19 protein-coding genes, 1 pseudogene and 1 riboswitch are annotated in these 26,438 nt (G+C 50.4%); of the genes and pseudogenes, 8 read left to right on the top strand and 12 right to left on the bottom strand.

Annotation, left to right across the window (positions count from 1 at the left end; genetic code table 11):
- The 6 genes and pseudogenes from ACKI3C_RS10995 to ACKI3C_RS10970 form a co-directional block, all read left to right on the top strand.
- Positions 1-448 (top strand): annotated as a pseudogene (locus ACKI3C_RS10995) (hypothetical protein); the annotation flags it as partial.
- A gap of 11 nt (positions 449-459) precedes the next feature.
- Positions 460-1,617, top strand: coding sequence for a transposase (locus ACKI3C_RS10990; protein WP_407404972.1), 1,158 nt, complete (start codon positions 460-462; stop codon positions 1,615-1,617).
- 33 nt (positions 1,618-1,650) lie between these two features.
- Positions 1,651-4,791 (top strand): type I restriction endonuclease subunit R, encoded by a 3,141-nt coding sequence (locus ACKI3C_RS10985; protein WP_407404970.1) that lies wholly within the window; start codon positions 1,651-1,653, stop codon positions 4,789-4,791.
- Positions 4,792-4,965: 174 nt separating this feature from the next.
- Positions 4,966-5,304 (top strand): 6-carboxytetrahydropterin synthase QueD, encoded by a 339-nt coding sequence (gene queD / locus ACKI3C_RS10980; protein WP_407404968.1) that lies wholly within the window; start codon positions 4,966-4,968, stop codon positions 5,302-5,304.
- A gap of 12 nt (positions 5,305-5,316) precedes the next feature.
- A complete protein-coding gene (locus tag ACKI3C_RS10975) occupies positions 5,317-5,904 on the top strand; it encodes a 7-carboxy-7-deazaguanine synthase QueE (RefSeq protein ID WP_407404966.1) in 588 nt (195 codons plus the stop codon).
- A 17-nt stretch (positions 5,905-5,921) separates the two neighbouring features.
- Positions 5,922-7,751 carry a hypothetical protein gene (locus ACKI3C_RS10970; protein WP_407404964.1) on the top strand — a complete coding sequence of 610 codons (1,830 nt, stop codon included), beginning with the start codon at positions 5,922-5,924 and terminating at the stop codon, positions 7,749-7,751.
- On the opposite strand, the gene ACKI3C_RS10965 is transcribed toward ACKI3C_RS10970, so the two are convergent.
- From ACKI3C_RS10965 to ACKI3C_RS10910, 12 genes are all read right to left on the bottom strand, one after another.
- Complete coding sequence (locus tag ACKI3C_RS10965; protein ID WP_407404962.1) at positions 7,748-9,619, bottom strand: hypothetical protein; 1,872 nt, start codon at positions 9,617-9,619, stop codon at positions 7,748-7,750. The two genes, ACKI3C_RS10970 and ACKI3C_RS10965, sit on opposite strands and share 4 nt — an antisense overlap.
- 4 nt (positions 9,620-9,623) lie before the next feature.
- Positions 9,624-12,443 (bottom strand): DEAD/DEAH box helicase, encoded by a 2,820-nt coding sequence (locus ACKI3C_RS10960; protein ID WP_407404960.1) that lies wholly within the window; start codon positions 12,441-12,443, stop codon positions 9,624-9,626.
- 12 nt (positions 12,444-12,455) lie between these two features.
- A complete protein-coding gene (gene argH / locus ACKI3C_RS10955; RefSeq protein ID WP_407404958.1) occupies positions 12,456-13,748 on the bottom strand; it encodes an argininosuccinate lyase in 1,293 nt (430 codons plus the stop codon).
- Positions 13,749-13,840: 92 nt separating this feature from the next.
- The gene (locus ACKI3C_RS10950) at positions 13,841-14,890 is read right to left on the bottom strand and encodes a M20 family metallo-hydrolase (RefSeq protein WP_407404956.1); all 1,050 of its coding nucleotides are present in this window, start codon (positions 14,888-14,890) and stop codon (positions 13,841-13,843) included.
- An 8-nt stretch (positions 14,891-14,898) separates the two neighbouring features.
- The gene (locus ACKI3C_RS10945; RefSeq protein WP_407404954.1) at positions 14,899-16,305 is read right to left on the bottom strand and encodes an AAA family ATPase; all 1,407 of its coding nucleotides are present in this window, start codon (positions 16,303-16,305) and stop codon (positions 14,899-14,901) included.
- A gap of 177 nt (positions 16,306-16,482) precedes the next feature.
- The gene (gene argB, locus ACKI3C_RS10940; RefSeq protein WP_407404976.1) at positions 16,483-17,259 is read right to left on the bottom strand and encodes an acetylglutamate kinase; all 777 of its coding nucleotides are present in this window, start codon (positions 17,257-17,259) and stop codon (positions 16,483-16,485) included.
- A gap of 114 nt (positions 17,260-17,373) precedes the next feature.
- On the bottom strand, positions 17,374-18,333 hold the full coding sequence (locus ACKI3C_RS10935; protein WP_407404952.1) for an N-acetylornithine carbamoyltransferase: 960 nt from the start codon (positions 18,331-18,333) through the stop codon (positions 17,374-17,376).
- A gap of 72 nt (positions 18,334-18,405) precedes the next feature.
- Positions 18,406-19,527, bottom strand: a complete 1,122-nt coding sequence (locus ACKI3C_RS10930; protein ID WP_407404950.1) for an aspartate aminotransferase family protein — start codon at positions 19,525-19,527, stop codon at positions 18,406-18,408.
- A gap of 77 nt (positions 19,528-19,604) precedes the next feature.
- Positions 19,605-20,567: an N-acetyl-gamma-glutamyl-phosphate reductase gene (gene argC / locus ACKI3C_RS10925; RefSeq protein ID WP_407404948.1), complete on the bottom strand. Its 963-nt coding sequence runs from the start codon at positions 20,565-20,567 to the stop codon at positions 19,605-19,607.
- 159 nt (positions 20,568-20,726) lie between these two features.
- Positions 20,727-21,926 carry an argininosuccinate synthase gene (locus ACKI3C_RS10920; protein WP_407404946.1) on the bottom strand — a complete coding sequence of 400 codons (1,200 nt, stop codon included), beginning with the start codon at positions 21,924-21,926 and terminating at the stop codon, positions 20,727-20,729.
- Between the two features lie 103 nt (positions 21,927-22,029).
- On the bottom strand, positions 22,030-22,623 hold the full coding sequence (locus ACKI3C_RS10915) for a GNAT family N-acetyltransferase (RefSeq protein ID WP_407404944.1): 594 nt from the start codon (positions 22,621-22,623) through the stop codon (positions 22,030-22,032).
- Between the two features lie 269 nt (positions 22,624-22,892).
- On the bottom strand, positions 22,893-23,615 hold the full coding sequence (locus ACKI3C_RS10910) for a hypothetical protein (protein ID WP_407404942.1): 723 nt from the start codon (positions 23,613-23,615) through the stop codon (positions 22,893-22,895).
- A 148-nt stretch (positions 23,616-23,763) separates the two neighbouring features.
- A riboswitch (cobalamin riboswitch) is annotated at positions 23,764-23,985 on the top strand.
- Between the two features lie 237 nt (positions 23,986-24,222).
- Between ACKI3C_RS10910 and ACKI3C_RS10905 the strand changes: the two genes are divergently transcribed.
- Both ACKI3C_RS10905 and ACKI3C_RS10900 read left to right on the top strand, forming a co-directional pair.
- Positions 24,223-25,032 carry a hypothetical protein gene (locus ACKI3C_RS10905; protein WP_407404940.1) on the top strand — a complete coding sequence of 270 codons (810 nt, stop codon included), beginning with the start codon at positions 24,223-24,225 and terminating at the stop codon, positions 25,030-25,032.
- 66 nt (positions 25,033-25,098) lie between these two features.
- On the top strand, positions 25,099-26,349 hold the full coding sequence (locus ACKI3C_RS10900; RefSeq protein WP_407404938.1) for a DUF5074 domain-containing protein: 1,251 nt from the start codon (positions 25,099-25,101) through the stop codon (positions 26,347-26,349).
- Positions 26,350-26,438: the final 89 nt, after the last annotated feature.

Below are 26,438 nucleotides of genomic sequence, written 5' to 3'. Positions count from 1 at the left end.
AGTGCGTATTCGTAACATTCCTGATGGTTGTACAAGTGACTACACAACAGAAGAAGCCAACGACTCGTATATCGTAAATGATGGTGACATTCTTATAGGTATGGATGGTATCTTCCATATAAATACTTGGTGTGGCGGTAAAGCTTATCTTGTACAGCGAGCATGTTCTTTCCGTCCAAAGGATGTGAGCATGAAGGGCTTTATTCTGCAAGCAATCTATGAGCCGATCAAATTCTTTGAGAATACTGTGGTTGGTGCTACAGTTGCTCATCTTGGCAAAAAGCATATTGATTCCATTGAATTGCTGGTATCGAATAACGATAAGATGTATAAGCCCTTTGAAAAGATGTTCAATAAAAGGCAAACATTAAAATCCCAACTCCGCCTTCTCACCGAAGCCCGTGACCGCCTGCTTCCAAAACTGATGAGTGGGGAGATTGAGGTGTAGAGCGAAAAAACATGAGCGACAAGAAACCGAAATATATAGAAGGCATCGGGTGGCGATATGAAACGGAGCACAGCCAGAAACGCCGCCGCAAGAAGCACCGCTACAACGATGTGGCAACGTACCTCGTCACCATCGTCGTAGAGGGACGCAAGCCTGTTTTCGGTAGCATTAGTAGCACCCCTGCCATTGTGCTTTCGCCGTTAGGCGTAAAGGTTTTGAACCAAGAGATTCCCAAGATACACGCCATCTACCCCATGGTGGAGGTGTGGAAGCCAGTATGCATCATGCCCGACCATATCCACCTTATCATCCGCATCAACAGCCCCTTGCCTCCCAAGAAGCACCTCGGCACTATCGTGGGTGCCTTCAAGGGAGGAGTGACCCGCGCATGGCACGAGATGGGAAATGACAGGCTGACGCCTGACACACAAGGGCACACTCTTGCAACTGAGACACGGGGGCACACTCTTGTGCCTCTCTTTGAAGATAACTACAACGATCGCATCCTTATGCGTGATGGGCACCTCGAGAACTGGAAAGCATACCTGCGTGACAATCCATACCGCCGGTTCGTAATGCATACGCGCCCCGCTTTGATGCAGCGATCGCTATGTATAGTCATAGGTGGCATCCGCTATGGTGCTTTTGGTAACTTCTTGCTCCTTAGGCACCCTGAGAAGGTGCAGGTGTTTTTCCACAGGAGAATGGTAGATGACAGGCTGACGCCTGACACACAAGGGCACACTCTTGCGCCTGACACACAGGGGGAAACATGGCGGCTTAAGATTCCCACGGAGCAAACGCTTTTCTGGCATAAAGAGCACGAGCGCCTGATGGAGATAGCCGAGCAGGGTGATGTGCTGGTAACACCTGGCATCAGCGAATGCGAGAAGCGTATCAAGAACGAGTGCCTAAGCGAACACTACCGCCTCATTCACATACAGGATAAACCCATCGGTCGCTACTGGAAGCCCGAGAAGAGCCGTTTCGAGGCCTGCATGGCTGGCACGCTCCTTATACTCGCGCCATGGGCGGAAGACTTGGAAGGGGATAACAACTACGAGCGCTTCCATAATCTCAACGCCCTAGCCGCTACCGTCTGCGCCCTCGATGCTGATACCACGATGCAAGTGACTGAAGCGGGAGGAACTGCCTCTGAAAAAGAATAATGACAACCACATATAAGCAAACTACATACTATTATGGCAAAAGACTATAGCGAAGACCTGCTGATACAGAAATCGACTGCCGAACTCTTGGAAAAAGAACTCGGTTGGAAGTCTGTGTATGCTTTCGACAATGAGGTTATTGGCGAACAAGGCACCCTCGGACGCAAGACACAGAGCGAGGTGGTGCTCACACGCCATCTGCGCCTGGCATTGAAACGTCTCAACCCTTGGATGACAGACAAACAGCTTACGGAAGCCATTGAGCACATGATTAGCTACATGAGCTCACAGACGCTGATGCAGATTAACGAGGAGAAGTATCAGTATCTGCGCGAAGGTGTGCCTGTAACTCGGTTGAAGCCAAATGGTGAGACGGAACAGGTGCGGGCTCGTGTGATGGATTTTGCTAATGTTGATAACAACGAGTTTATTGCCGTAAGGGAGCTGTGGATAAAGGGACCTATCCACAAGCGCAGAGCCGATGTTGTTTGCTTCGTGAATGGTCTTCCACTTATCTTCATCGAGCTGAAGAATCACGATCAAGATATACAGAATGCCTATACCGATAACTATCGTGACTATCTGGATACAATTCCTCACCTGTTCCACCACAATGTCATGATCATGCTGAGCAATGGCATGGAAAGTCGTGTGGGTACCGTTGGTGCCAAGTGGGAGTTCTTCCATGAGTGGAAGCGACTGACGGAATTGGATCACGGTAACATCGAACTGCCAACGATGCTGCGAGGTATCTGTAAGAAGGAGAACCTGCTCGATTTGCTTGAGAACTTTATTCTCTTTGACCATAGCGGTGGTTCTACCGTCAAGATTCTTGCACGCAACCACCAGTACCTCGGTGTGAATCAAGCTGTAGAGATGTATCGCCATCGTGAAGAGATGAAAGGTAAGCTTGGTGTGTTCTGGCACACACAGGGCTCAGGCAAAAGCTATTCGATGGTGTTCCTGGCACAGAAGATCAGGCGTAAGTTTGAGGGTTCGCCTACGATTGTGGTGCTTACTGACCGTGACGAACTTAACAAACAGATAAGCGACACCTTCGAGAACTGCGGATTGTTAGGAGGGTTGAAAGCCAAGCAGTTCATTGCCCATAGCGGTGAGGACCTGAGGCAGAAGCTGCAAGGCAATCCTTCGTTTATCTTCTCGTTGATACAGAAATTCAACAAGGCAGATGCAGAACCTATCTATCCTGACCATGACATCATAGTGATGAGTGACGAAGCACACCGCACGCAAAATGGTGTGTTTGCTGACAATCTCATGCACATGCTGCCAACGGCAAACCGTATCGGCTTCACAGGTACACCTTTACTTAGGGATGACAATATCACCGCTCGTACTTTCGGACAGTATGTGTCGGTATATGACTTCAAACGTGCCGTAGAGGATAAAGCGACTGTACCCCTCTATTACGAAAATCGCGGGGAGAAATTGCAGGAACTGAAGAATCCTGAAATAAATGCCGAGATAGCTGCACGATTAGATGAAGAGAATCTTGATCCATCACAGCAAGCCAAACTGGAGCGTGAGTTTGCTCAGGAGGTGCATCTGCTCACGGCAGAGAAGCGACTGAGAGTTGTGGCACAGGACTTTGTGCGCCATTATAGCGACCTGTGGACAAGTGGCAAGGCTATGATGGTAAGTTTCAACAAGGTAACTTGTGTCCGCATGTACAACTATGTGCAAGAATATTGGCAAAAGGAGATAAAGGCTCTGCGAAAGCGCATAGAACAAGACCCTTGGCAACAGGAAGTGCAGGAGATGAAGCGCAAACTGCAATGGATGGAAGAAACGGAAATGGCTGTTGTGGTATCGCAGGAACAGAACGAGATACAGACTTTCAAGAAATGGCGACTCGACATCACTCCACATCGTGAGATGATGGAGAAACGTGAACTGGATAAGGAGTTCAAAGATGCCGATGGTAAACTTCGTGTGGTTTTCGTTTGTGCCATGTGGTTAACAGGCTTTGACGTGAAAACGCTCTCTTGTCTCTACATAGACAAGCCAATGAAGGCGCACACCTTGATGCAGACGATTGCTCGTGCCAACCGTGTGGCAGAGGGTAAGTCGAACGGTCTTGTCATTGATTATATAGGTATTGTTAAAGCACTCCGCCAAGCACTGGCTGATTATACCGCTAATCCTGATGGCGGTGAAGGTGGCAACGACCCGACAGTCAACAAGGAAGAACTTATCAAGAACGTGTGGGAAATCATAGCCACGGCAGTAGCATTCTTGCATGACAAAGGTTTTGAATTGCAGGAACTCATTGATGCTGTGTCATTTGAGAAATTGTCGTACTTGAAGAAAGCCGCCAATCTGTTATGCGATACAGTAGAAACAAGAAAGTCATTCTGTACATTTGCCACAACATTGCTGCGACTTTGGAAATATCTTGATCGTGATGATATTACCGAAGATATGCGTAAGAAGAAGGATGCACTGGAAGCCATCTACAAGGAATTGCAGAAAAAGCGCAAGCACGCTGACATCACCGACCTGAGTGTGGCAATCAATGATATAGTTAATGAGCATCTTGAAATTGATGCACAGCAAATGATGGTTGCCGAAGGACATCGATTTGACATCAGCGGTATTGACTTTGATCTTTTGCGAAGAGAGTTCGCCAAGCGTGAAGACAAGAACCTCGTATTGCGTGACATTCAAGACCTGCTTCAAGAGCGTTTGGCTCGATTACTTGCAGAGAATCCCTCTAGAATAAACTTTTACGAAAAGTATCAAGAGATTATTCAAGCATACAACCAAGAACAGAATCGCGCCACGATAGAAAAAACTTTCGAGGAGTTGATGCACCTGTCGCAATCTCTCAGCGAAGAAGAGAAGCGTTATGTACGGGAAGGTTTCAAGAGTGACGAAGAACTCTCCCTTTACGACCTGTTGCAGAGAGACAATCTCTCGAAGCCAGAAATAAAGAAACTGAAGGATGTCGCAATTGACCTCCTTGCCAAGATTAAAGGACAGTTGGCTGGTATGGATCATCCGTTTGACAAACCTGCGACTCGTGCAACGCTAATCATCACTATCCGTGATGTACTGTGGCAGGAACTGCCCGAGAGTTATAGCGAGGAAAGCATAAACTACTACCGCGACACCATCTACAACTATGTCAGTCAAAGATATGGTGGTGCATAAAGATATTATCACGAAATATCAGGTAATCAAATTTCGCTAAATGAGGTTGAACTGGTAGAGGAGTGGGAAAAAGTTTTCGTTTTTCGTTTTTCGTCATTCGTAAAAAAGTTGTACCTTTGTTGTTTGATAGTTATAACCCTTTTTCGATAAGTCAAAATATCATATAATTCTGGTATGTATTACGTAAAGAAAACGCTTGAAATATCTTCGTGCCATCAGTTGTATCTCGACTATGAGAGCAAGTGCGAGAATTTGCATGGTCACAACTGGATGGTGAATATCTACTGCAAGGCTAAAGAACTTGACAGCAATGGCATGGTGTGTGACTTTACTCACATCAAGCAACTGGTGCACAAACGCCTCGACCACAAGAACCTCAACGAGGAACTGAAGTTTAACCCCACTGCCGAGAATATCGCACGATGGATTGTGGATACTGTGCCCAATTGCTATCGTGCCGAGGTGTGGGAGTCGCGCGACAACATGGCTGCCTACGAGAAGGACGAGGACTAACCACATCACGCAATGTATAAGGTCAACGAAATATTCTATTCGCTGCAAGGCGAGGGTTTCAACACGGGCACGGCAAGTGTGTTTGTGCGCCTGAGCGGGTGCAATCTCAAGTGCTCGTTCTGCGACACCAGCCATAGCGACGGGCGCATGATGTCGGCTCCTGCCATTGTCGAGGAGATCATGAAATACCCTCAAGCGCCTCTCATCGTGATCACTGGGGGCGAGCCCACGTTGCAACTCGATGACGACCTGGTGAAGGCTCTCAAGCTCACGGGCAAGCGCATTGCTATCGAGACCAACGGCACACGTCCTGTGCCAGCTGGCATCGACTGGATTACCCTCTCGCCGAAAACCGGGTTTGATGGCGCCGATGCTCATCCATGCACTTTGCAGCATTGCGATGAGCTCAAAGTGGTGTATCTGGGCCAGGACCTTGCACAGTATGACCACATCCAGGCTAAGCACAGGTTTTTGCAGCCGTGCTTCACTAGCGACGACGATGCACGGCTCAAGTCAATCAGCGACACCGTGGAAGCCGTGAAACGCAATCCGCAGTGGAGACTCTCTATGCAGACCCACCGCTACCTTAATATACCATAAAATTTCACGCCATGTCGATGCAACGCAAGATTATCAAGTGGACTGCAATAACTCTGGGTAGTATTGTCGTTCTCATTGTGGCAGCAACAGTTGCTCTGAACCTGCCGCCCGTGCAGCGTTACATCAAGGACACAGCACTGCAAATGCTGTGCAGGGAGTTCAACACCACCATCACGCTTGATGAGGTCGATGTGTCGGTCATCAACGGCCATGTGGGCCTCTACGGGCTCACTATCAATGATCTTGCTGGCGAGAAAATGCTTGACGTGGACACTCTTTATGCCGGGTTTGACATGTGGAAGGCGTTGACGCAACGCAAGGCCGAACTTGAGAACATAAAGCTGATAGGAGCCACTGCAAGTATTTACAAAAACCGCCCCGACAGCGCTGCCAACTACCAGTTTCTCCTCGATGCAGTGAAAAAAGATGAGGCCCAGGATGATACCGACAGCACGAAGCATGAGCCTGCGTTCCAGTTTGACATCAAAGACGCACAAGCCTGTAACCTAGACATCACATGGCAGGATCGCAGCAAGCCGGGCACATATACCAGGATCAAGCTGGAAAATGCCAAATGCGACCGTAGCAGTGATGAAACCCGCATCAGGGTGAATGGACTCACACTAGTAACCGAGAACAACAAGCCACGCAAGAACGAAGGCAAACCCAATCGCGGTGCCTTCGATGCCGGTCATCTCGACATCCTTGCCGATGCCGATGTTGTCATGCATCACAAGAAGGATCATCCCACCGAGATAGAACTCAAAGAATTGCAGGCCGAAGACCGTGGGTCGGGGTTAAAGCTCAACAGCATGCACTGCAACGCCGTTATAGACGAGGGACATGCCACCGTTCGTGACATAGAGATTGTGAGCCGCAGCACCACGCTCAGCATTGATAGCGTCAATTTCACCTTGCCCGACAGCACTCACACACTTGCCTACCAATCATCGACAGTGAAAGGCAACGTCTTGCTTGCCGACATCTCGCAGCCGTTTGCCCCGGTGCTCAAGAAGTTCAAGATGCCGCTCAATCTCTCGGTCAAGGTGAGCGGCGAAGGCCAGACGATGCGCTTTGGCGACATCGTGGTAACCAACCCCGACAAGCGTCTGTGCGTTAAGGCCAACGGCATCATCACGCCGTTAGGACACGTGGAAGAAGGGCAGCAGCGCACCATTCATTTCAACATCACCAGCATGTATGCGCGCAAAGGTGTGAAGGAGCAGATACTTGCCTATTTCCCGGTGAAGGAATCGATGATGGGACTCATTAAAAGCACCGGCGACATCAGTTATCACGGCACGCTCACTGTGCCCAAGAAGCATGTGGTGATGAACGGCACATTAAGTACCGTTGCCGGTAGTCTGGCATTCAATTTTGACATCGACAACGCCAATAAGTACCTCTCTGGTCATGCCAGTACAAACCAATTTGCACTCGGCAGAATCATCAGTGTCCCCGATTTCAAGAACATTGCCTTCGATGCGACATTCAATTTTAGTATCGCGAGCAAGAAGAAAGCCCAGGAACTACACCGTCACACGGGCAAACTGCCATTGGGGTGGGTCAAGGGCACCGCAAGTGAAGCCACCTACAAGAAGCTCACACTCCACCACATCGTGTGGGACATCACGAGCGACGGAGACATTGCGAAGGGGGTTGCCGGCATAGAAGGTAATATTGCCGACGTGATGTGTGAATTCTCCTTTGTCAACACCGACTTCGAGAAAAGCCTCAAGTGCAAGCCATCGTTCAAGTTCAACAAACTGGCCGATAAACTCAAAGGCGTGAAAGACAAAGTAAAAGACAAAATAAAGGAAAAATTCACCAGGAAGAAAACTTCCTAAATCAGATAGCCATATCCCCTGAGCTGGTCCTTGACTTTTGCCAGAGCCTTGGTCTCGATGAGAATGTGATTGCGCTCGGCACGGATTGTGTGTTCGCGTATATACTTGTCGGTCGAGAGGATGCGCAGCAGGTCATTGTTGCCAGGTAAGATTTTCATGACCGTGTAGCCTTTACCTGGCGAGAGCAAGGGATAACAACGGTTCTCAATTCCGGCATAGAATGACTTCCACACAGCCGATGGCTCGGTAGTCACGTTGTGAGTGAAAAATTCCCACTTGCGCATGATGTCATCAATGCCCTTGCAGTTTGCCATGAAAGATTCGGCAGTGACACGGTAGCGTTGCGCTCCTATCGGTTCGGCAAAGTTTTGCAGCATTGGCTCGTAGGGATTTTTCCCGTCGATAACCAGAGCACGGATGATGAGCCTTTCGGGGTCAACCTCAAAGTATTCGGTAGGTTTGTGCATGCCTGGTGCCTCGTAGGTGGCAGTGAGGCCGAACACATATTCCCCAAGCTTGGTCAAGCGCAGGTATTCAAGGCAGTTAAAGCGAGGCTCAATAGCTACCGTAGGCACGCGGTAGGCTATCTCCAGCAGGCCGTAGGTAGCGAAGAGCATGAGCAACCCCTTGCACACCGGGACGGTGATGTTATCATATATTTCCTCAACTCGCAACCGTTCATCATCAAGGCATATTCTAGAGTCGGCCACAAAATTTGAGTCGGCCACCATGATTGTGTCAATAGTAACGTCAGTAATGCTGCGTCTCAACTTGTCGAAATCATCGCACGAGAACCATTTGCCTGGTGTCATCAATCTCAACGCATCGGTAATGTTGTCAATGGCTTGTGACAGGTTGCTTTCATAAAACAAGTTGTCGCGCTTTACCGCCTTGAGGTGCGACAGCCATTCCATGGCGATGTAGTTCACGTCAACATTATGGACACATTGGGCTATTATCTCCCAGTACTGGTTGATATTCGGTCCCATTTGAGAGAAATTATGTGCAGCAAGCGATGGAATCATCACTTGTGCTACCATTTGTTTCAGCTCTTTAGTGTTGCTGTAGGGGAAAAACTCATTGAGCCCTAATTGCTTGGCAATCTTCTTTGTCGCAGTTGCGGGCATCTTGTAAGCCCCAAATTCCACTTCTCCTTGCTCCTTTATTTGGTTCAGGAGAAACAGTTGCTCGCCTATGTTCTGCTCGTTGGTGTAGAATAGCATCTTTCCGTCATTGTCAAGGTTGTCGATGGGGTGCGTTTCCTTGTCGGCAATGGCGCGGTTGTAGATGTTCCAGAGGTACCGTGGCATCCAAATGTAGGTGCTCATGCCAGTGAAGTAGTGGTAATAATAGCTGCTGATGTTGAAAATGCTAAGCAGGTTGTGGCAGATGGTGTGAGAACGGCTGTAGAAATATCTGGAATCGGCCGAAACCACTGGCTCTCCAGCAAGTTTATTTGCTTTTATATCGCTGATATAGCCTTGACGGTAGCATTGCTCCCACACGCGCTTTATGCCCTGAGGAAACGTCTTGAAAAACTCACGGAAGTTATCATCATCGCCCAGAATGATAGCGGCAGGCCATGTATAGTCATCCTTGGAGCGAGGGGCTTTATAGAGTTTCAGTAATTGTGGTATGGGCGAGGAGGGGTTGCTCTTGCTGCGCAGTGCATATCCCCTGAATGCATTTTTAATTGCTTCGCATAGTTTCTCTAGGGTGACCTTGGTGTGGGTTGACGTAAGATGTACGTAGCATTTTTTAATGTCCTCGCTCATCGCATTGAGCAGCAGCACGGGGCGGTTGTCGGGAACATTCATGTTCTCGTCCAGCGGGTTGCCGAAGAGGTCTCTGTTTATTTTCTTTGCCATAACGTTATCCAAGAATGAAGTTAATGTCCTCCTCGGTCAGAACTTTAGCCGACGAAGAGTCGCTGCCTATCAGCCCCTCAAAGAGTTCGGCCTTTTGTTGCTGCAACGTGAGTATTTTTTCCTCGATGGTGCCTTGCGCGATTATGCTGTAGGCAAGCACCTTCTGTGTCTGTCCTATGCGGTGCAGACGATTTATCGCCTGTTCCTCGGCTGCTTTGTTCCACCACGGCTCGAAGATAAACACCGTGTCGGCTGCGGTGAGGTTGAGTCCCACGCCACCAGTCTTGAGAGTCATAAGCATGACCATGCAGTCGGGAGACTTCTGGAAGGTATCAACCACCTTCTGGCGATTGGTTGTAGCACCGGTCATCTCCACATACCCAATACCCATCGCGGCAAGTCGCTCGGCGACTAACTCGATGCCAGTAAGGAAGTTGAAGAATACCACAACTTTGTGCCCATTCTCAACGGCCTCGGTGAGCGAGTCAATGAGTTGCTCGGTCTTGGGTGAGCGAATGTTGCCGTCACTGTAATTCTCGGGGATGGAGGCAATCTGTCGCAATTCGTTAAGTGCTTGGAACATCACGAACTGAGACTTCTGTATGCCCTCGCGCTTGATGTTGGAATCAATGAGGGACTTGTAGTACTTGCGTCGTTCCTCGTAGAGCTTTTGCTGCTTCTCGTTCATTTCCACATAGAGGGTTTGGTTGATGCGGTCGGGCAGTTCCTTGAGTACATCCTTCTTGAGACGGCGCAGCAGGAATGGGAAAATCTTGTGGCGCAGTTGCTTCAGGATACCCTTGTCATTCTCGCGTTGTATGGGGTAGGTGTAGCGCTGGTTAAAGTTGTCGAGAGTGCCGAACATTGCCGGGTTGAGAAAACGGAATAGTGAGTATAGCTCGGTGAGATTGTTTTCCACCGGAGTGCCGCTCAGCGCCAGTCGATGGTCGGTCTTGAGTATGTGCACCGCTTGCGCTGCCTGCGACGACACGTTCTTGATGTTCTGTGATTCATCGAGAATCACATAGTGGAACTCTTTCTTGGCAAGAGTCTCGATGTCGTTGCGCACTACGGCGTAGGTGGTGAGAATCACTTGCGCTTTCATCGCCTCCTTCAGGTCGCGGTCGGTGCCGTAGTAGGTATAGGTCTTGAGTTGAGGTGCAAATTTTTCTATCTCATTCTCCCAGTTGAAGATGAGGCTGCGCGGCATGACGATGAGCGAAGGATGCTTGACCTTGGGATAGATAGTGGCTAGCACCGTGATGGCTTGCAATGTCTTGCCCAGACCCATGTCATCGGCGAGGCAGCCGCCCAGTTTGTTGTCATAGAGATATTTGATCCACTTAACGCCTTCTTGCTGGTAGTCGCGCAATTTTGCCTTCACCTTGGGTTTAGGCAGTTTTTGTTGTCGCAGTTCATTAAATCCTTGATACACTTTGCGGTGACGCTCAAACACTTCGCCTTCAAGTCGTTCTTGCAGCAGTTCTTCTACCTCGGGCAGGTCAAAGAATGAGATGCGGATCTTTCCCCCGCGTTTCTTTGATGTGTCAAATATTCGTTCCAGTCGCCGCATGTAGTCGGCAGCGATAAGAGCTCTGTTGCCGTCGCTCAGCGTGATGTAGCGTTGCTTGCGCCATGTGTTGAGCACATCGTTGATGCTCATGGTCTCGTCGCCTATCTGCATCGTGGCATCGCCTTCGAGAAAATCAATGCCGCTCGACAGGTTTACATTAAGTCGTGGAGTGACGTGTGTCACTTTGTAGTCGCGCAGCCGTTCGGCACCGAGCAGGGCAAAGTGCTTGAGCAGGCTGGGCAGTGCGTTGAAGAGGAACGGGCCAGCGCTTTCCTCTGGCACAATGAAAAACTCACCTTCCTGGTAAATTTCTTTTCTAGCTTGCCGTGACGGTGCTTGCTCGTTGAGGATTTTGCTCAGGATTGCAACGCTCTCTTCCAGCGGGCGACGCACGATTGTTTTGAGTTCGACCACCTTGTCTATTCCTATCACGGCGTGCACTGAGAGTTTCATGCGCTCAATGAGTTCATTGTCGTTGCCTGGCAGCGAGTTTATTACTCGCAGGTACAGAGCCTTGTCGGTATCCACTTTCTCAAAACACAGCGTGGGCACAGCCTCAATAACCTCAGGGCTTTTTACGACCCGGTAGTGAGTGCGGTCAAGGTCCACATTGCTTATGTAGCTATAGAAGATACTCAAGAAATCTTCCATCGTCGATTCCTTGACATCTATATGTTTGAACAAAGCCAACTGCTGATAATTGTCACCAATAGGCTCTATGGGGTAAATTCGGTTATTCTCGCCCAGTACGAAGCTGTCGCTCAGAGGTCTGACACTGACAGCCTCATCATCGGCAATGATTGCTATATCAGTTAAGTAGATAGCTTCATCCTTAGCACCTAGGTCCGTTAGTTGAAGAGTGAGTCGTCTGACTTCGTTGTCGCTGCTTATCGATTTGCCATCGGCATCGACCAGCAAGTCGTCACACTTCTGCAGGAGATATATCATCTCGGGGTGGTTGGCAAGAGACAGCCCCTGTGCAATGTTTTCGTCCCACATCGCCTCTTCATCTTCATTGCCAAATCGCTCAATCCCTTGCATGATTGCACGCAGCGTGCCAGTGACTTCATTGCTGCCGCAAGTGGCAACATTAAGTTTGTTGTCCACAACTTTAACGTATGCACGGCCTGTCACTGCGCTGAAAAACAGCATAATGCGCAGTTTTACCACTTCGCGGCTTTGATGTTGCGAACTGATAGTGTTGCTAGTTCCTGACAGCCTATTTATGAGATAGTTTATTGAGTTGCTCATTCTCTTTTCAGTTTACTTTACTTGCTCGAGTGCTGTTTGCATTTTGTGTTTTATCTGGTTGGTGCACAGGTTTCCTATGCTGCCTTCGTGGGTGTGGTGTACCTCGCGGGTGGGCTTGTAGGTGCCTTGTTGCACTTGGTGGCCTATTTCCTTGTAGGCGTCGCGGAAGGGGGTGCCGTCGAGCACGAGGCGGTTGACGTCCTCAACTGTGAATAGATAGTCGTAACGCTTGTCGTCCAGGATATTCTCGTTGATGCGTATGTGTTGCAGCATGAAGTCGGCCATCAAGAGGCACTCGTTCATCACCTCTATTGCCGGGAAGGTGATGTCCTTCAAGAGCTGCAGGTCGCGGTGGTAGCCCAGGGGTAGGTTGGTGGTGAGCGACGATACCTCGGTGATGATGGTCTGCAGGCGGTTGCACTTGCCGCGCATGATTTCAAACACATCGGGGTTCTTCTTGTGGGGCATGATGCTCGAACCGGTCGTGAACTCGTCGGGGAACGAGATGAAGGCATAGTTCTGGCTGTTGAACAGGCACACGTCCATTGCAAATTTGCCCAGCGTCGATGCGATGGCGTTGATGGCGTAGGCCAGTGCGCGCTCGGTCTTGCCGCGGCTCATCTGTGCAGCCACCACGTTGTAGTGGAGGTCGTCGAAGCCAAGCAGCTGCGTGGTCATGGTGCGGTTCAAGGGGAACGACGAGCCATATCCGGCAGCCGACCCCAGCGGATTCTGGTTGGCAATGCGATAAGCTGCCACGATGGTCTGCACGTCGTCAATCAATGTTTCGGCGTAAGCTCCGAACCACAGTCCGAAACTTGACGGCATAGCCACTTGCAGGTGGGTGTAGCCGGGCATGAGCACGTCTTTGTGCTGTTCGCTGAGCGATAGCAGGCGCTCAAACAGGGTGTTGACGTTCTGGGCCAGCGTGCATAGTTCCTCGCGGTAGAAGAGTTTGAGGTCAACGAGCACTTGGTCGTTGCGAGAGCGGCCCGAGTGGATTTTCTTGCCCATGTCGCCCAGTCGCTGGGTGAGCAGCAGTTCCACCTGTGAGTGCACGTCCTCGATGCCGTGCTCTATGGTGAACTTACCGTCCTCGATTTCTGCTGCGATGTTGCGCAGTTCGGCGTCAAGCATGCGGTGCTCGTCGGTAGTGAGCAAACCTATGCTCTCGAGCATGGCGATGTGTGCGATCGAGCCTTGCACATCGTGTTTAGCGAGTTTGAGGTCGAGCAGGCGGTCGTTGCCCACGGTGAATGATTCAATCCACTTGTCTATGCTATATCCTTTGTCCCAGAGTTTCATATCTTTTTAAAACGAAAAACGAAGCGGCCTGCGGCCTACGAAAGACTAAAACTGCTTCGCGTTATTATTATATTTAGTTTATTATGCGTAATTTAATATTTCTCGGCAAGACGAGCAATGAAATTTTTGTAGAAGTCAATACCCTGCTCAATCTCGCTCAAGAGAATGTACTCGTCGGCGGTGTGCGAGCGGGCACTGTCGCCGGGGCCGATTTTCAACGATGGGAACGCCATCTGCGACATGTCGCTTGTAGTGGGAGACACAAAAGTGTCGCTGCCCAGTGCCACTGCGGTCAGCACCAGCCGATGGCTCTTGTCGATGGCCGATGCGCGGATGCGTGTGGAGCGTTCCTTAATGTCGCTCTTGACCACGCTGCGCACCAGCTCGATGGTCTCCTCATTGGTGTAGGCATCGGTAGTGCGTATGTCCATCACCCAGCGGCACTCGTCGGGCACCACGTTGTGTTGCGTGCCGCACTCGATCATCGTGGTGGTGAACTTGATGGGGCCTAGCAACTGTGATACTTTCTCGGGCTGATAGCTGCGCATGGCGTTGATGTCGTCCATGGCGATGTACAATGCGTTGATACCCTCGTTGCGAGCGGCATGACCTCGACGGCCACGCGCCACGCAGTCGAGCACCACGAGGCCACGCTCTCCCACTGCGGCTTGCAACTGGGTGGGCTCGCCCACCAGGGCCATGTCGATGCGTCCCAGTGCGGGAAGCAGCGCGCGGATGCCGTGCTCGCCGGTCACTTCCTCCTCGGCACTGATGGCAAGGATGATGTTGAACGGCAGCTCCTTGTTATAGAAATGCTTGAAAGCCGCGATAAGGCTCACCGCCGATGCTCCGGCGTCGTTGCTACCCAGGCCATACAGGCAGTCGCCCTTTATGGTGGGGGCAAACGGGTCGCGAGTCCACGATGCTGCGGGCTTCACGGTGTCGTGATGAGAGTTGAGCAGCAGCACGGGCTTGTCATCGTCCCAGTTAGCCGAGCGGGCATACACGTTGTTGTGTAGTCGCTGTGCGTCGATGCCCGCTTCACGCAAGTGGTCATAGATAACGGTCGCCGTGCCAGCCTCGTCGCGCGAGACCGACGGCACAGCTATGAGTTTCTTAAGTAACGCTACTGCCTGTTCCATAATTCTTATTATAAATTAAACAAATCGTCCATGGTAATCTCATTGTGGACAACATTGCTATACTTATTATGCTCAACACCAAAGGTAGTTACCATGGTGACATGAATTGCACAACGTGTGTGTGTTGATTCCTTAAAAACATTTACTTTGTTCAGCAAACCATCGGCCGTAGCCTTGTTGATTGCGTACAGGTCTCTGCTATATTTCATCTCACACACGTTGATAACATTGTCACCGCGAGCAATGAGCAGGTCAATCTGTGCCCCGGAATTGGTCCAAGAACACACATTAGATATTATTCCTCCTATACCCAACGCCCGTTTTATCTGTCCGATATGTTGTAAGCACACTCTTTCAAAAGCTAATCCCATCCAAGTGTTGTGCTCGCTCCCTAGATAAGAGTGTGTCCAATAATTCTCGTCAGCAAAAGCATTCTTGCGTATGCAGTGGTAATAGAACAATGTGTAGTTATCGACAAGTTGATATATTGCGCCTTGGCCCGTCTTGCCGAATGCCACATACTGGCGTATGAAACCGCATTCTTGCAATTCTTCAAGCACTTGGGTAAACGAACCGCCATCTACAAGTTTAGTACTTTTCAGTATCTCTTCACGAGTCAATCCAGCCTTGCGTTTAGTCAAGGCTTCGATTACCTTGATGTAGTTCTCGGGATGCTTAAACAATATGTGATATAATGCCGAGAATTCGTCCTTTAACTTCGCATCTTCACTAAAGAAAAGTTCATCAACATTCTGGGCAACGCTCAATTGCCGGTTCAAGAAACTCCAATAGTAAGGAATGCCGCCCATAATCATGTACAGCTCCAGCACATCACGTCGCTGAACATTAAGCCCCGAAACCGTAGCATATTGTTCGCACTCGGCAAGAGAGAATGGGTTTACCTTGATTTTTTCGGTAAAGCGACCGCGCAATCCTCCGTGGTTTTTCAACAGTTTTTTTGTAATCCACGATGTTGCGCTACCGCACACAATGAGCACGATATCTTTCTCCTTGCGTCCAGTGGCCCAGCCGTTCCAGAAAAGTTCCAGTGCTTCTATCATGTTGGCTCGAGGTGTATCCATCCACGGAAGTTCGTCAATGAAAAGTACCTTTTTACCCGCAGGAGCGTTGAGGATTACCTGCTTTAAGCCATCAAATGCGTCGTACCAATTTTTCGGGTCACTGCTTAATTTATGTCCTGATGCACGGAGGGAGTCGGCAAAGGCATGTAATTGAGCCCTGTAATCGCCTTGTGCGACCCCAGTATGCTGGAACGTGAACTGATAGTTAAATGTCTCTCGCACGAGATAGGTTTTACCTACTCGTCGGCGTCCATAAACCACACAAAACTGTGATTCTTCTTTATCTATCAGCCCTAGCAGTGTCTTTTGCTCCTTTTTTCTACCTATAAGCATAATTATTGAGGTGTTTATATACTACAAAGGTATAAATATTTTTTCTATAATCAGCGGAAATTGGGTGAAAAATTGTAGTTTCCGCTGATTATAGGTTAATTTTTGTGCTATATCCAGCGGAAATTGGGTGAAAAATTGTGGTTTCCGCTGATTATAGATTTCTTTACTAACCTCCTGTTACCTTATTGTGGTGCCTCGGTTGTTGCTTATGTTAGCCGAGTTCTTGATTACTACCTCGGTGACGCCTTGGGACACGGCATTGAGGGCGCCGGTGACCTTGGGGAGCATGCCCGCGGCGATGATGCCGTCGGCTTTGAGTTGCTCAAACGAGGTTTTGTCGATGGTCTCGATGAGCGACGAGGGGTCGTTGATGTCAACGAGCACGCCGTCTTTCTCAAAGCAGAATACTAACTGGGTGGGGGCAAACCGTGCGCAAGCTATTGCCACGCTTGATGCCACGCTGTCGGCGTTGGTGTTGAGCATGTTGCCCTTGCTGTCGTGGGTGAGGGCGCAAAACACAGGAGTGACGCCTATCTCAAGCAGATGCTGCATGAACTTGTGGTCCACCTTGTCACCGTCGATGTCGCCCACCCAGCCGAAGTCGATGGGCTCGGGGTTGCGCTTGTGGGCAGGGATGACGCCGGCATCAGCACCCGATAGCCCCAGTGCCTTGCAGCCGCGGGCATTGAGTGCCGCCACTATGCGCTTGTTGATGAGTCCGGCATAGACCATGGTGCACACGTCGAGCGTGTCGCGGTCGGTCACGCGACGGCCTTCTATCATCTTGGTCTCGATGCCCAGTTGCTGAGCCAGGCGTGTGGCGAGCTTGCCACCGCCGTGGATGAGAACCTTGTCGCCCTCAATGGCCGCAAAGTCATCGAGGAACTTGCCCAGCGCCTCGTCATTGTCAACGACATTGCCTCCTATCTTGAATACTTTAATCATATTATTTATAAAGGTTTAAGGGTTTAAAAGTTTAAAGGTTAAAAGGTTAGGGGAAATCGAAAAACCAAGTCGTTCATTAAGCGATTAATATTTAAACCTTTAAACGATTAAACTGTTAAACTTTTACTTTCCCAGTGCTTCGAGCATACGCTTGATGACCACTGTGGCCGAGATCTCGCGGTTGGCTGCCTCGGGGATAACCAGGCTGCGGGGGCCTTCGATGACCTCGTCGGTGACGATCATGCCGCGGCGCACGGGCAGGCAGTGCATGAAGAAGGCGTTGTCGGTCAATGCCATCTTCTGGGCGCTGACGGTCCAGTTCATGTCCTTGCTCAATATTTTGCCGTAGTTGGGATCCTCGTATGCCGACCAGTTTTTGGCATAGACGAAGTGCGCGCCTTTGAGGGCTTCGTCCTGGTCGTGGGTGATGGTTGCTCCGGCGGTGAACTTGGGGTCAAGGTCATATCCTTCAGGGTTGGCAACCACTACCTCATATCCGGCAGCGACCATCCACTGTGCGAAAGAGTTGGGCACAGCCTGCGGCAGAGCCTTGGGATGAGGAGCCCATGTGAGCACCACCTTGGGACGCTCGACGGTCTTGTGCTCCTCGATAGTGATATAGTCGGCAAAGGCTTGCAGGGGGTGTACCGTGGCGCTCTCCATGCTGAAAACGGGGCGGCCGCTATACTGGATGAACTGCTGGATGATAGCCTCGCTATAGTCTTTCTCCTTGCTGTCGAAGGTGGCAAACGAGCGCACGCCGATGAGGTCGCAGTAGCTGCCCATAACGGGGATAGCCTCGAGCAGGTGCTCGCTCTTGTCGCCGTCCATGATGACGCCGCGTTCGGTCTCGAGCTTCCATGCGCCCTGGTTCACGTCGAGCACGATGCAGTTCATACCCAGGTTCATGGCAGCCTTTTGTGTTGACAAGCGTGTGCGCAGGCTGCTGTTGAAGAAAATCATCAGCAAGGTCTTGTTGCGGCCCAGTTCCACGTGACCGTAGCGGTCGTTCTTTATCTCGATTGCCTCTTGAAACGCCTTGCGCAGGTCGCCCAAGTCGGCGGGTGAAAGGAATTGCTTCATTTGTATCTAAACTGAAAGAAATTAAAATAATTAAAATTATTTCCCCGAGTTCCCCGAGTTCCCCGAGAGGAATTACAATACTTCTTCAAAAGCTTTGAGGAACTTGTCGGCATGTTCGGTGGTGATGCCCAGTGCGGGAAGCAGGCGCACGGTGTGCTGGCCGGCGCCGCCGGTGAAGATGTGCTTGTCAAAGACAAGTTTCTTTCTCAACTCGGGAGCAGAGCCTTCAATCTCGATGCCTATCATCAGGCCGCGGCCACGCACCTCCTTGATGCCGGGCATCGCTTTAAGTTTTTCAATTAGGTAGTTGCCCACCTTCTCGGCATTGGCAACGAGGTTTTCCTCCTTGATGACGTCGAGCACTGCGATTGCCGCAGCACATGCCAGATGGTTGCCGCCGAACGTGGTGCCCAGCATGCCGCCCCAAGCCTCGAAGTGTGGAGCGATCAACACGCCGCCCACAGGGAATCCGTTGCCCATGCCCTTTGCCATAGAAATGAGGTCGGGCTTGATGCCGCTATACTGGTGGGCGAAGAAGCGACCGGTGCGGCCATAGCCACTCTGCACCTCGTCGAGAATGAGACACACACCGTGGCGTGTGGTAGCCTCGCGCAACTGACGCAAGAAGTCGTCGCCTGGCATCTGGATGCCAGCCACGCCCTGTATGCCCTCGATGATGGCAGCGCAGTATTCGCCGGTAGCAAGTTCGCGCTCAACGGCCTCGATGTCGCCCAGGGGGACGAATGTCACCTTGTCGGTCACGTTGAAGGGCGAGTTGATCTTGGGATTGTCGGTCATCTCCACAGCGCCCGATGTGCGGCCGTGGAACGCGCCCTTGAAGGCGAGTACGCGGCTCTTGCCGGTGTGGAACGAAGCCACCTTGATGGCGTTCTCGTTGGCCTCGGCGCCGCTGTTCACCATGAACAGGCTGTAATCCTTTAAGCCAGAGATCTCGCCCAGTTTCTTGGCAAGTTTCTCTTGCAGCGTGTTGATAACGCTGTTAGAGTAGAACCCCAACGTAGCCACCTGCTTGCTGATCATCTCCACATAGTGGGGATGAGCGTGACCGATGCTGATAACGGCGTGGCCGCCATAGAGGTCGAGGTATTCTGTGCCCTCGGCGTCATAGATGTAACTGCCGCAGCCCTTCACCGGCTCGACATCATATAGCGAATATACTGGAAATAAATTCATAGTTTCTTGTTTTTTAAGTTTAAGACCCGGAGATTCCGGAAACTCCGGAAACTCCGGATTAACCTTTTAACCTTTTATCAGAACGCATTCGGCTTCAATCGCAGGCCCATATCCTCGGGCAGCCCCATGGCGATGTTCATGTTCTGCACAGCCTGGCCGCTTGCGCCCTTCAAGAGGTTGTCGATGCAGCTGGTGATGAGCAGCTGCTCGCCGTGCTTCTCTACGTGGAGAAGCGCTTTGTTGGTGTTGGTCACCTGTTTGAGGTCTAGCGGACGATCGCTCACGTGGGTGAACACTGCATCTTTATAGAAGTCCTTATAGAGTGCAACGGCCTCTTCCTCGCAGAGAGTGCAACGGGTATATACGCTGGCAAAGATGCCGCGGGCAAAGTCGCCGCGCATGGGCACGAACAGGATGGGAGCCACCTCACTGCCTTGTAGCGTGGTGAGGGTGCGGCGTATCTCATGCAGGTGCTGGTGAGAGAATGCCTTATAGACGCTCAAATTGTCGTTGCGCCAGCTGAAGTGGGTCGTAGCACCCGGTTTCACGCCTGCGCCAGTGCTGCCGGTAATAGCAGTCACGTTGATGTCTTGGTGAAGCAAACCTGCCTTGGCAAGCGGGAGCAGTGACATCTGTATAGCAGTGGCAAAGCAACCGGGATTAGCGATGAGTTTGCTGCCGGCAATGCGTTCGCGCTGGAACTCGGGCAGGGCATATACATATCCGCACGACTCGTCGCGGTAGTCCTGTGCGAGGTCAATCACCACGAGTTTCTCGGGACGATCGTTAGCAGCCCAGAACTCGGCACTCTTGCCGTGTCCCATGCACAGGAACACCACATCGACTGCATTGAGGTCGTGGGTGTCGCTGAAGGTGAGGTCGGTCTCGCCGATGAGGCCGCCGTGCACCTGGGTGATGGGCAGTCCTGCCTGACTACTGCTGTGTATCCACTCAATCTCCACCCCGGGGTGGTTGAGCAGGATGCGGATAAGTTCGCCGGCGGTATATCCCGCACCGCCTATAATGCCTGTTTTGATCATATTTTTTTTACAAATTACGAAAGACGAAGGACGAAAGACGAAAGACGAAGGACGAAAGATATTTACAATTTTTCGTAGCCCGCTTGCGGGCGTTTCGTAGCAAGCAGAGCTTGCGTTTCGTTCTTCGTAGCGAAGCGTTTCGTGCGAGCTACGCTCGCTTTATCTTTTCTCGTCGGGGTGGGTGCCGTAGTAAACGCGCAGGGGGGTCGAGAGCACCTTGATGAAGCCCTTGGCCTCGTCGGCGGTCCAGCCGTGCTGTATCTCGCCATATTCGCCCAGTTTGCTCTTGCTCAGGTCGTTGTCGCTGTCCACGCCCACGGTCTCAAAGCCGTAGGGACGGAGTTTGAGGATAGCGGTGCCGGTGACGTTGCGCTGTGACGATGTGAGCATAGCCTCCATGTCGGGCATCACGGGTTCCAGATACTGGCTCTCGTGCAGGAACATGCCATACCAGTTGGCCACCTGGTCCTTCCAGTACTGCTGCCACTTGCTCAATGTGGATTTCTCGAGCAGGCGGTGAGCCTCGATGATGAGCTTGGGAGCGGCTGCCTCAAAGCCTACGCGGCCCTTGATGCCGATGATAGTGTCGCCCACGTTGGCGTCGCGGCCTATGGCGTAGCTTGCGCCTATCTCCTCAATCTTCTGGATAGCTGCAACCTTGTCGGTGAACTCCTCGTCGTTCACTGCCACGATTTCGCCCTTCTCGAAGCGGATTTTGAGCAGTGACTCCTCGGTGCGTGTCACGTGTTTGAGATAAGCCTCCTCGGGCAGACCTTGTGCGGGGTCGAGCAGTTCGCCGCCGCACACGCTGGTGCCCCAGATGCCCACGTTGTAGCTATATTTGAGCTTTGTGAAGTCGGCAAAGAAACCGTGCTCGTTGAGGTAGTCAACTTCCTCCTGACGAGAGAGAGCGTGGTCACGGGTGAGGGTGATGATCTCAATGCCGGGAGCCAGCACGAGGAAAGTCATGTCGAAGCGAATCTGGTCGTTGCCAGCGCCAGTGCTGCCGTGGGCGATGGCGTCGGCGCCTATCTCGCGTGCATAGCGAGCGATGGCGATGGCCTGGAAGATGCGCTCGCTTGATACCGAGATGGGGTAGCAGTTGTTGCGCATCACGTTGCCGAATATCATGTATTTGAGCGATTTCTCGTAGTACTCTTGTGTAACGTCGAGGGTCACATACTGCACTGCGCCCAGCTTGTAGGCATTCTCCTCGTTCTTCTTCAGCTGCTCGGGGCTGAAACCGCCGGTGTTGGCACACGCTGCATATACTTCATAACCATCCTGTGTGAGTTTCATCACAGTGTACGACGTGTCAAGGCCTCCGCTGAAGGCAACTACTACTTTCTTCTTACTCATAATTATATTGTATTTTTTGTGTTTCTAAATAAAAATTGTTTTTGTTTTTCGTAGCCCGCTTGCGGGCGTTTCGTAGCGAAGCGTTTCGTTTTTCGTTAACGTTTTACTTCAAGTGCAGGAGGCTTGCAATCTTCTCCTTGGTGCTCTTCTTTTTCTGCTCCCACTTGGGGTCGAAGATCATGGCGTTGCACAGGCAGCGTTCACGGTTGTTGCGCGTGAGCACGTCATAGTTGATGCACTCCTCGCAGCCTTTCCAGAACTCGTCGTCCTGTGTGAGCTCGGTGAGCGTGGTGGGCACGTAGCCCAGGCGCGTGTTGAGCTTCATCACCGCAAGCGATGTGGTGAGAGAGAAAATCTTGGCATAGGGGAAACGCTCGCGTGCCAGCAGGAAGGTCTTGTCCTTGATAGCCTTGGCAAGGCCCAGGTGGCGATACTCGGGGTCAACGATGAGACCGCTGGTAGCCACATAGTCGCCGTGGCTCCAACACTCGATGTAACTGAATCCTACAATGCGGTCGCCGTCGAGGGCAACAACAGCCTTTCCACCCTTCATCTTGTCGGCGACATACTCGGGTCGTCGTCGGGCAATGCCAGTTCCGCGCTGGAGCGCCGATTCGTAGATGAGTTTACAGATGGTCTCAGCATACTTTACATGCTCCTCGGTGGCATATTGCACCGTGATGTTGTTACCGTTCATTTCCTTCAATTAGTCTAAATGACTGTAAATAAGTTTAATAATATAATTACTTCACACTGCAAGAACCCTATCTTGCGCACGCACACGCGTGAAAAGACAGGGTTTTACTAAAAAATCATGTAAAATTCGCAAAAATACTTGATATCTGCAAGTGTTTTAACACAAAATTCGCCTATTTATAAAAAATAAAAGTTTTTCTATGACATCTTAAAATCTACAATATCATCTGATACACACCCTCTTGTGTGTATTATCTTGTGATTATGTTATTAATGCATCCAAGATGATGTAACACGCGACGGTCCCTCGGCGGGGATAGACCTGTTTTCGCCAGCAAAATGACATTCATGGTACATCATATAATGGCCATCGGTTACCGATATTATTTTATCGACACAGGGCAGCGACTCCTCAACAAGATTACACCAACCGCGATGATGTCTTGCAACGTTGATAAACTTGCCTATTTTCCAGTTGTCCATGAGCGTTCCGCCGGCATCCAACTTATCAAGATAAGCATGGATCACCTTTCTTATTTCGCCTGTCATATACAGTACTTTCTTGCTGCTGGTAATGTGCGGAACGAAGAATGAAACCGATGTGATTGTTGAATTTATTTTATCATTATATACATGATTTTCAATCTTTTCCATCTCAGAGAGCGACATGTTAGACTGAAATACAGGAACCTGGCACGGCAATACTTCGTAGTCAACTGTATCTCCGATACTCCAGCCCTTCGAGAGGCGTTCGGCTCTCACCTCATTGAAGCAGCGCTGATACAGAGTGTCAAAGTTATTGTCGATTTTACTCGCTCCATAGGTTGCCGACCATTGCTCCCAGTCGGCAAAGAACTGGTCGAGGTTCTCATTGGTGATTTCGCTATATTTTTCCACAAAATCGGCCTTAACCTCGGGCAATTTATATTTGTTGATGTCAATGCCCCATGCAGGCAGCATCACAAGTGCTAATAATAGGGATAACTGCTTCATAATTGAATTATGTTTTAACATTTAGGCTACAAAGGTAGTCATTTTTCAAAAAAAAAGAACTTTAAAAATTAAAAATTGCAGTTAAAATTAACATAGTGTAAATTTTGCTGGTTTCAAAAATAATTGCTACCTTTGCAGCGCAAATTTGAAAAAGCAATTGTGTAGGGGTTCTCTCCCGCAGAGATTAATAGGGAATCAGGTGGAAATCCTGAACAGTCCCGCTGCTGTAAGCTCCCTCTATTGACACTATCGCTTCACATCACAGCCACTGGTAGTAACGACTCTCAATTTAGACGACTACATCAATGACCGGGAAGGCGTGAGGCGACGGAGCAAAGTCAGAAGACCTGCCTCGACACTTGCCTTGCAATAGTTCACGTGGATATGAACTGAGGCAGAACATGACAGATTGATGTGGTCGCGAAATACCTTTTTTCACGACTTGTAGTAACCACCGCAGGACTAGAGCGCATGCTCCTGGTGTGTGCTATGTGTGTCACCCTGCTTGAAGGAGTGGTGCGTCACGGCGGTGATGTGTCGGCCATAACTGCGCGAACTTGTAAATTGAATAACAACTGTTTGTTTAACATATTAAATTTACAACGTAATGAAAAAAGTTTACATGTTTCTTTTCGCGCTTATGAGCGCAGCAACAATGGTTGCACAAAACAAGGTTCAGGTTAAGGCTGGTCCCAGCAATGCCGGCGAGTTTAAGATGGACAACATCGAGAACTGGAGCGGTGAGGGCGCTAACCGTGCGGCCCTGGCTATCAAGTGGACCGGCAGCGAATATACTTGGGTGCTTGGTTACAAGTTTGACGGTACCGACAAGACCGGTGCCGACATGGTTGCAGCTATCGTAGCCAACAATCCCAACTTTCATGCTTTGGCAGCTGGCACCAGTTATGGTCTCACTGTGGGCGGTTTTGGTTATGATGCCGATGGTGATGGCTTCACCCTGCTTGACAAGAACGGTAACGAGATGACTCCCAGTGAGAGCGGTATGTACATGATTTCAAATACAAACTTTGACGACTACACTGCTGGCGACAGCGACGACTATTGGAACAGCGGCTGGATGAGCAAGGGCTACTGGAGCTACAACCTCAGCGACGATCCCGCAACAAAGATTAGTTATGCAAGCACTGGTTGCTCAGGCCGCAAGCTCACCGACGGCTGCTGGGACATGTGGCTGTTCTCACCCTTCAGCGGTGGCAGCAACACATGGGGCGACTTCAAGGCTGTTCCCGCCGAGACTCCCACTGCTGTTGATGCTGTTGACGCTGTCAAGAGCGTAGCTTCTGTAAGCTATGTTAACCTTGCTGGCCAGGTAAGCACCGAGCCTTTCAATGGCGTGAACGTTGTGGTTACAACTTACACCGACGGCAGCAAGTCTTCTGTTAAGGTTATCAAGTAATTTACTCTTCTGGTGGGGTTCTTTCATAGACCCCACCTAATTATTATTCATATTTAAACAACACTTATGAAAAACTTCATGTTGATGCTGGCTGCCGGCTTAATGGCAGCAAACTCTTATGCTCAATACACCGACGGTGTGTTCATCGTTAACGAGGACTGGTTCGGTCACAACTCGAGCACAGTGAATTTCTACTCTTACAAGACAGGAGAGATGACCTATCGCGCCTTCCAGGAGGAGAATGAGGGCAGAACCCTGGGCAACACCACACAGTTTGCCGCTAAGGATGCCAATAACATCTACTTCTGCTCGAAGCAGAACTACGGTGAGACTGGTGGACGTTTTGACGTGGCTGATGCCAAGACTCTTAAACTCAAACATTCTATTGCAACTTTCAGCGCCAGTGGTGACACTCGCGCCTGCTTCCCTCTCAACGACAGCAAGGTGTATGTGGGTACAACCAAGGGTGTCTATGTTTACAACCCCACAACACAGGAGGTTTCAGGTCCCATCGAGGGCACAAGCGCGAAGGAACCAGGCCTGATGGAACTCGCAGGCGACAAGCTCATCGTGTGTGCACAGGGCAAGGGTGTGTATGTGATTGACACCACTACCGATGCCCTTGAGAAGACTGTTGATGTTTCTACAAGCGCTTGCGCCCTGTTCAAGGTGAATGATGACCTGTATGTGGCTGTGAACAACTGCACATGGGGCACACCCAAACCCACCAACACCGAGCAATTCATCAAGCTCGATGCAACCACATTCGAGCCCGAGACAACAACTGCCGTTCCCATGTCATGCCAGAACTCTTCGTTTGCATGGAAGAAGACTGCTCCCGCAGTAGATCATGAGAACGAGGTGCTCTACTATGCTCCTGCCGATGGCGGCAACTTCATCAGCAAGTATGACCTCAAGAGCGGAGAGTTCACCCAGGAATTCATCACTCTTCCCCAGGGCGAGACCATGTATGGCAACGTGTGCGACCTTGACCCCAACACCGGCAACATCGTTGTCGTGACATTCACCGGCTACGGCTCGCAGAAGTACTACATGCACATCTACGACAAGCAGGGCGAGGAGACTCAAGACGCACTGCTCCTTACCGACAACTACTGGTTTCCCGCTATGCTGGTATTTGCAGGTCCTGAGGTTCCAACAGGTGTTGAGGGTGTTGACGTAGTTAAGACCGTTACTGGTGTCAAGTATGTTAACCTTGCCGGTCAGGTAAGCGCTGATCCCTATGACGGTATCAATATTGTTGTTACCACTTATTCTGACGGTAGCCACACTTCGGTTAAGAAAAACATAAAGTAAAGATATAATTACGTCATAAAGATTAAAGATTATATTAGGATAAATAGTAACAATAATGGCACCCGTGCGTGACGCATAGGTGCCATTTC

Source organism: Sodaliphilus sp. (assembly GCF_045598405.1).
In the GTDB taxonomy this organism is placed as follows: domain Bacteria; phylum Bacteroidota; class Bacteroidia; order Bacteroidales; family Muribaculaceae; genus Sodaliphilus; species Sodaliphilus limicaballi.
This window is presented reverse-complemented; position numbering and strand designations above follow the sequence as displayed.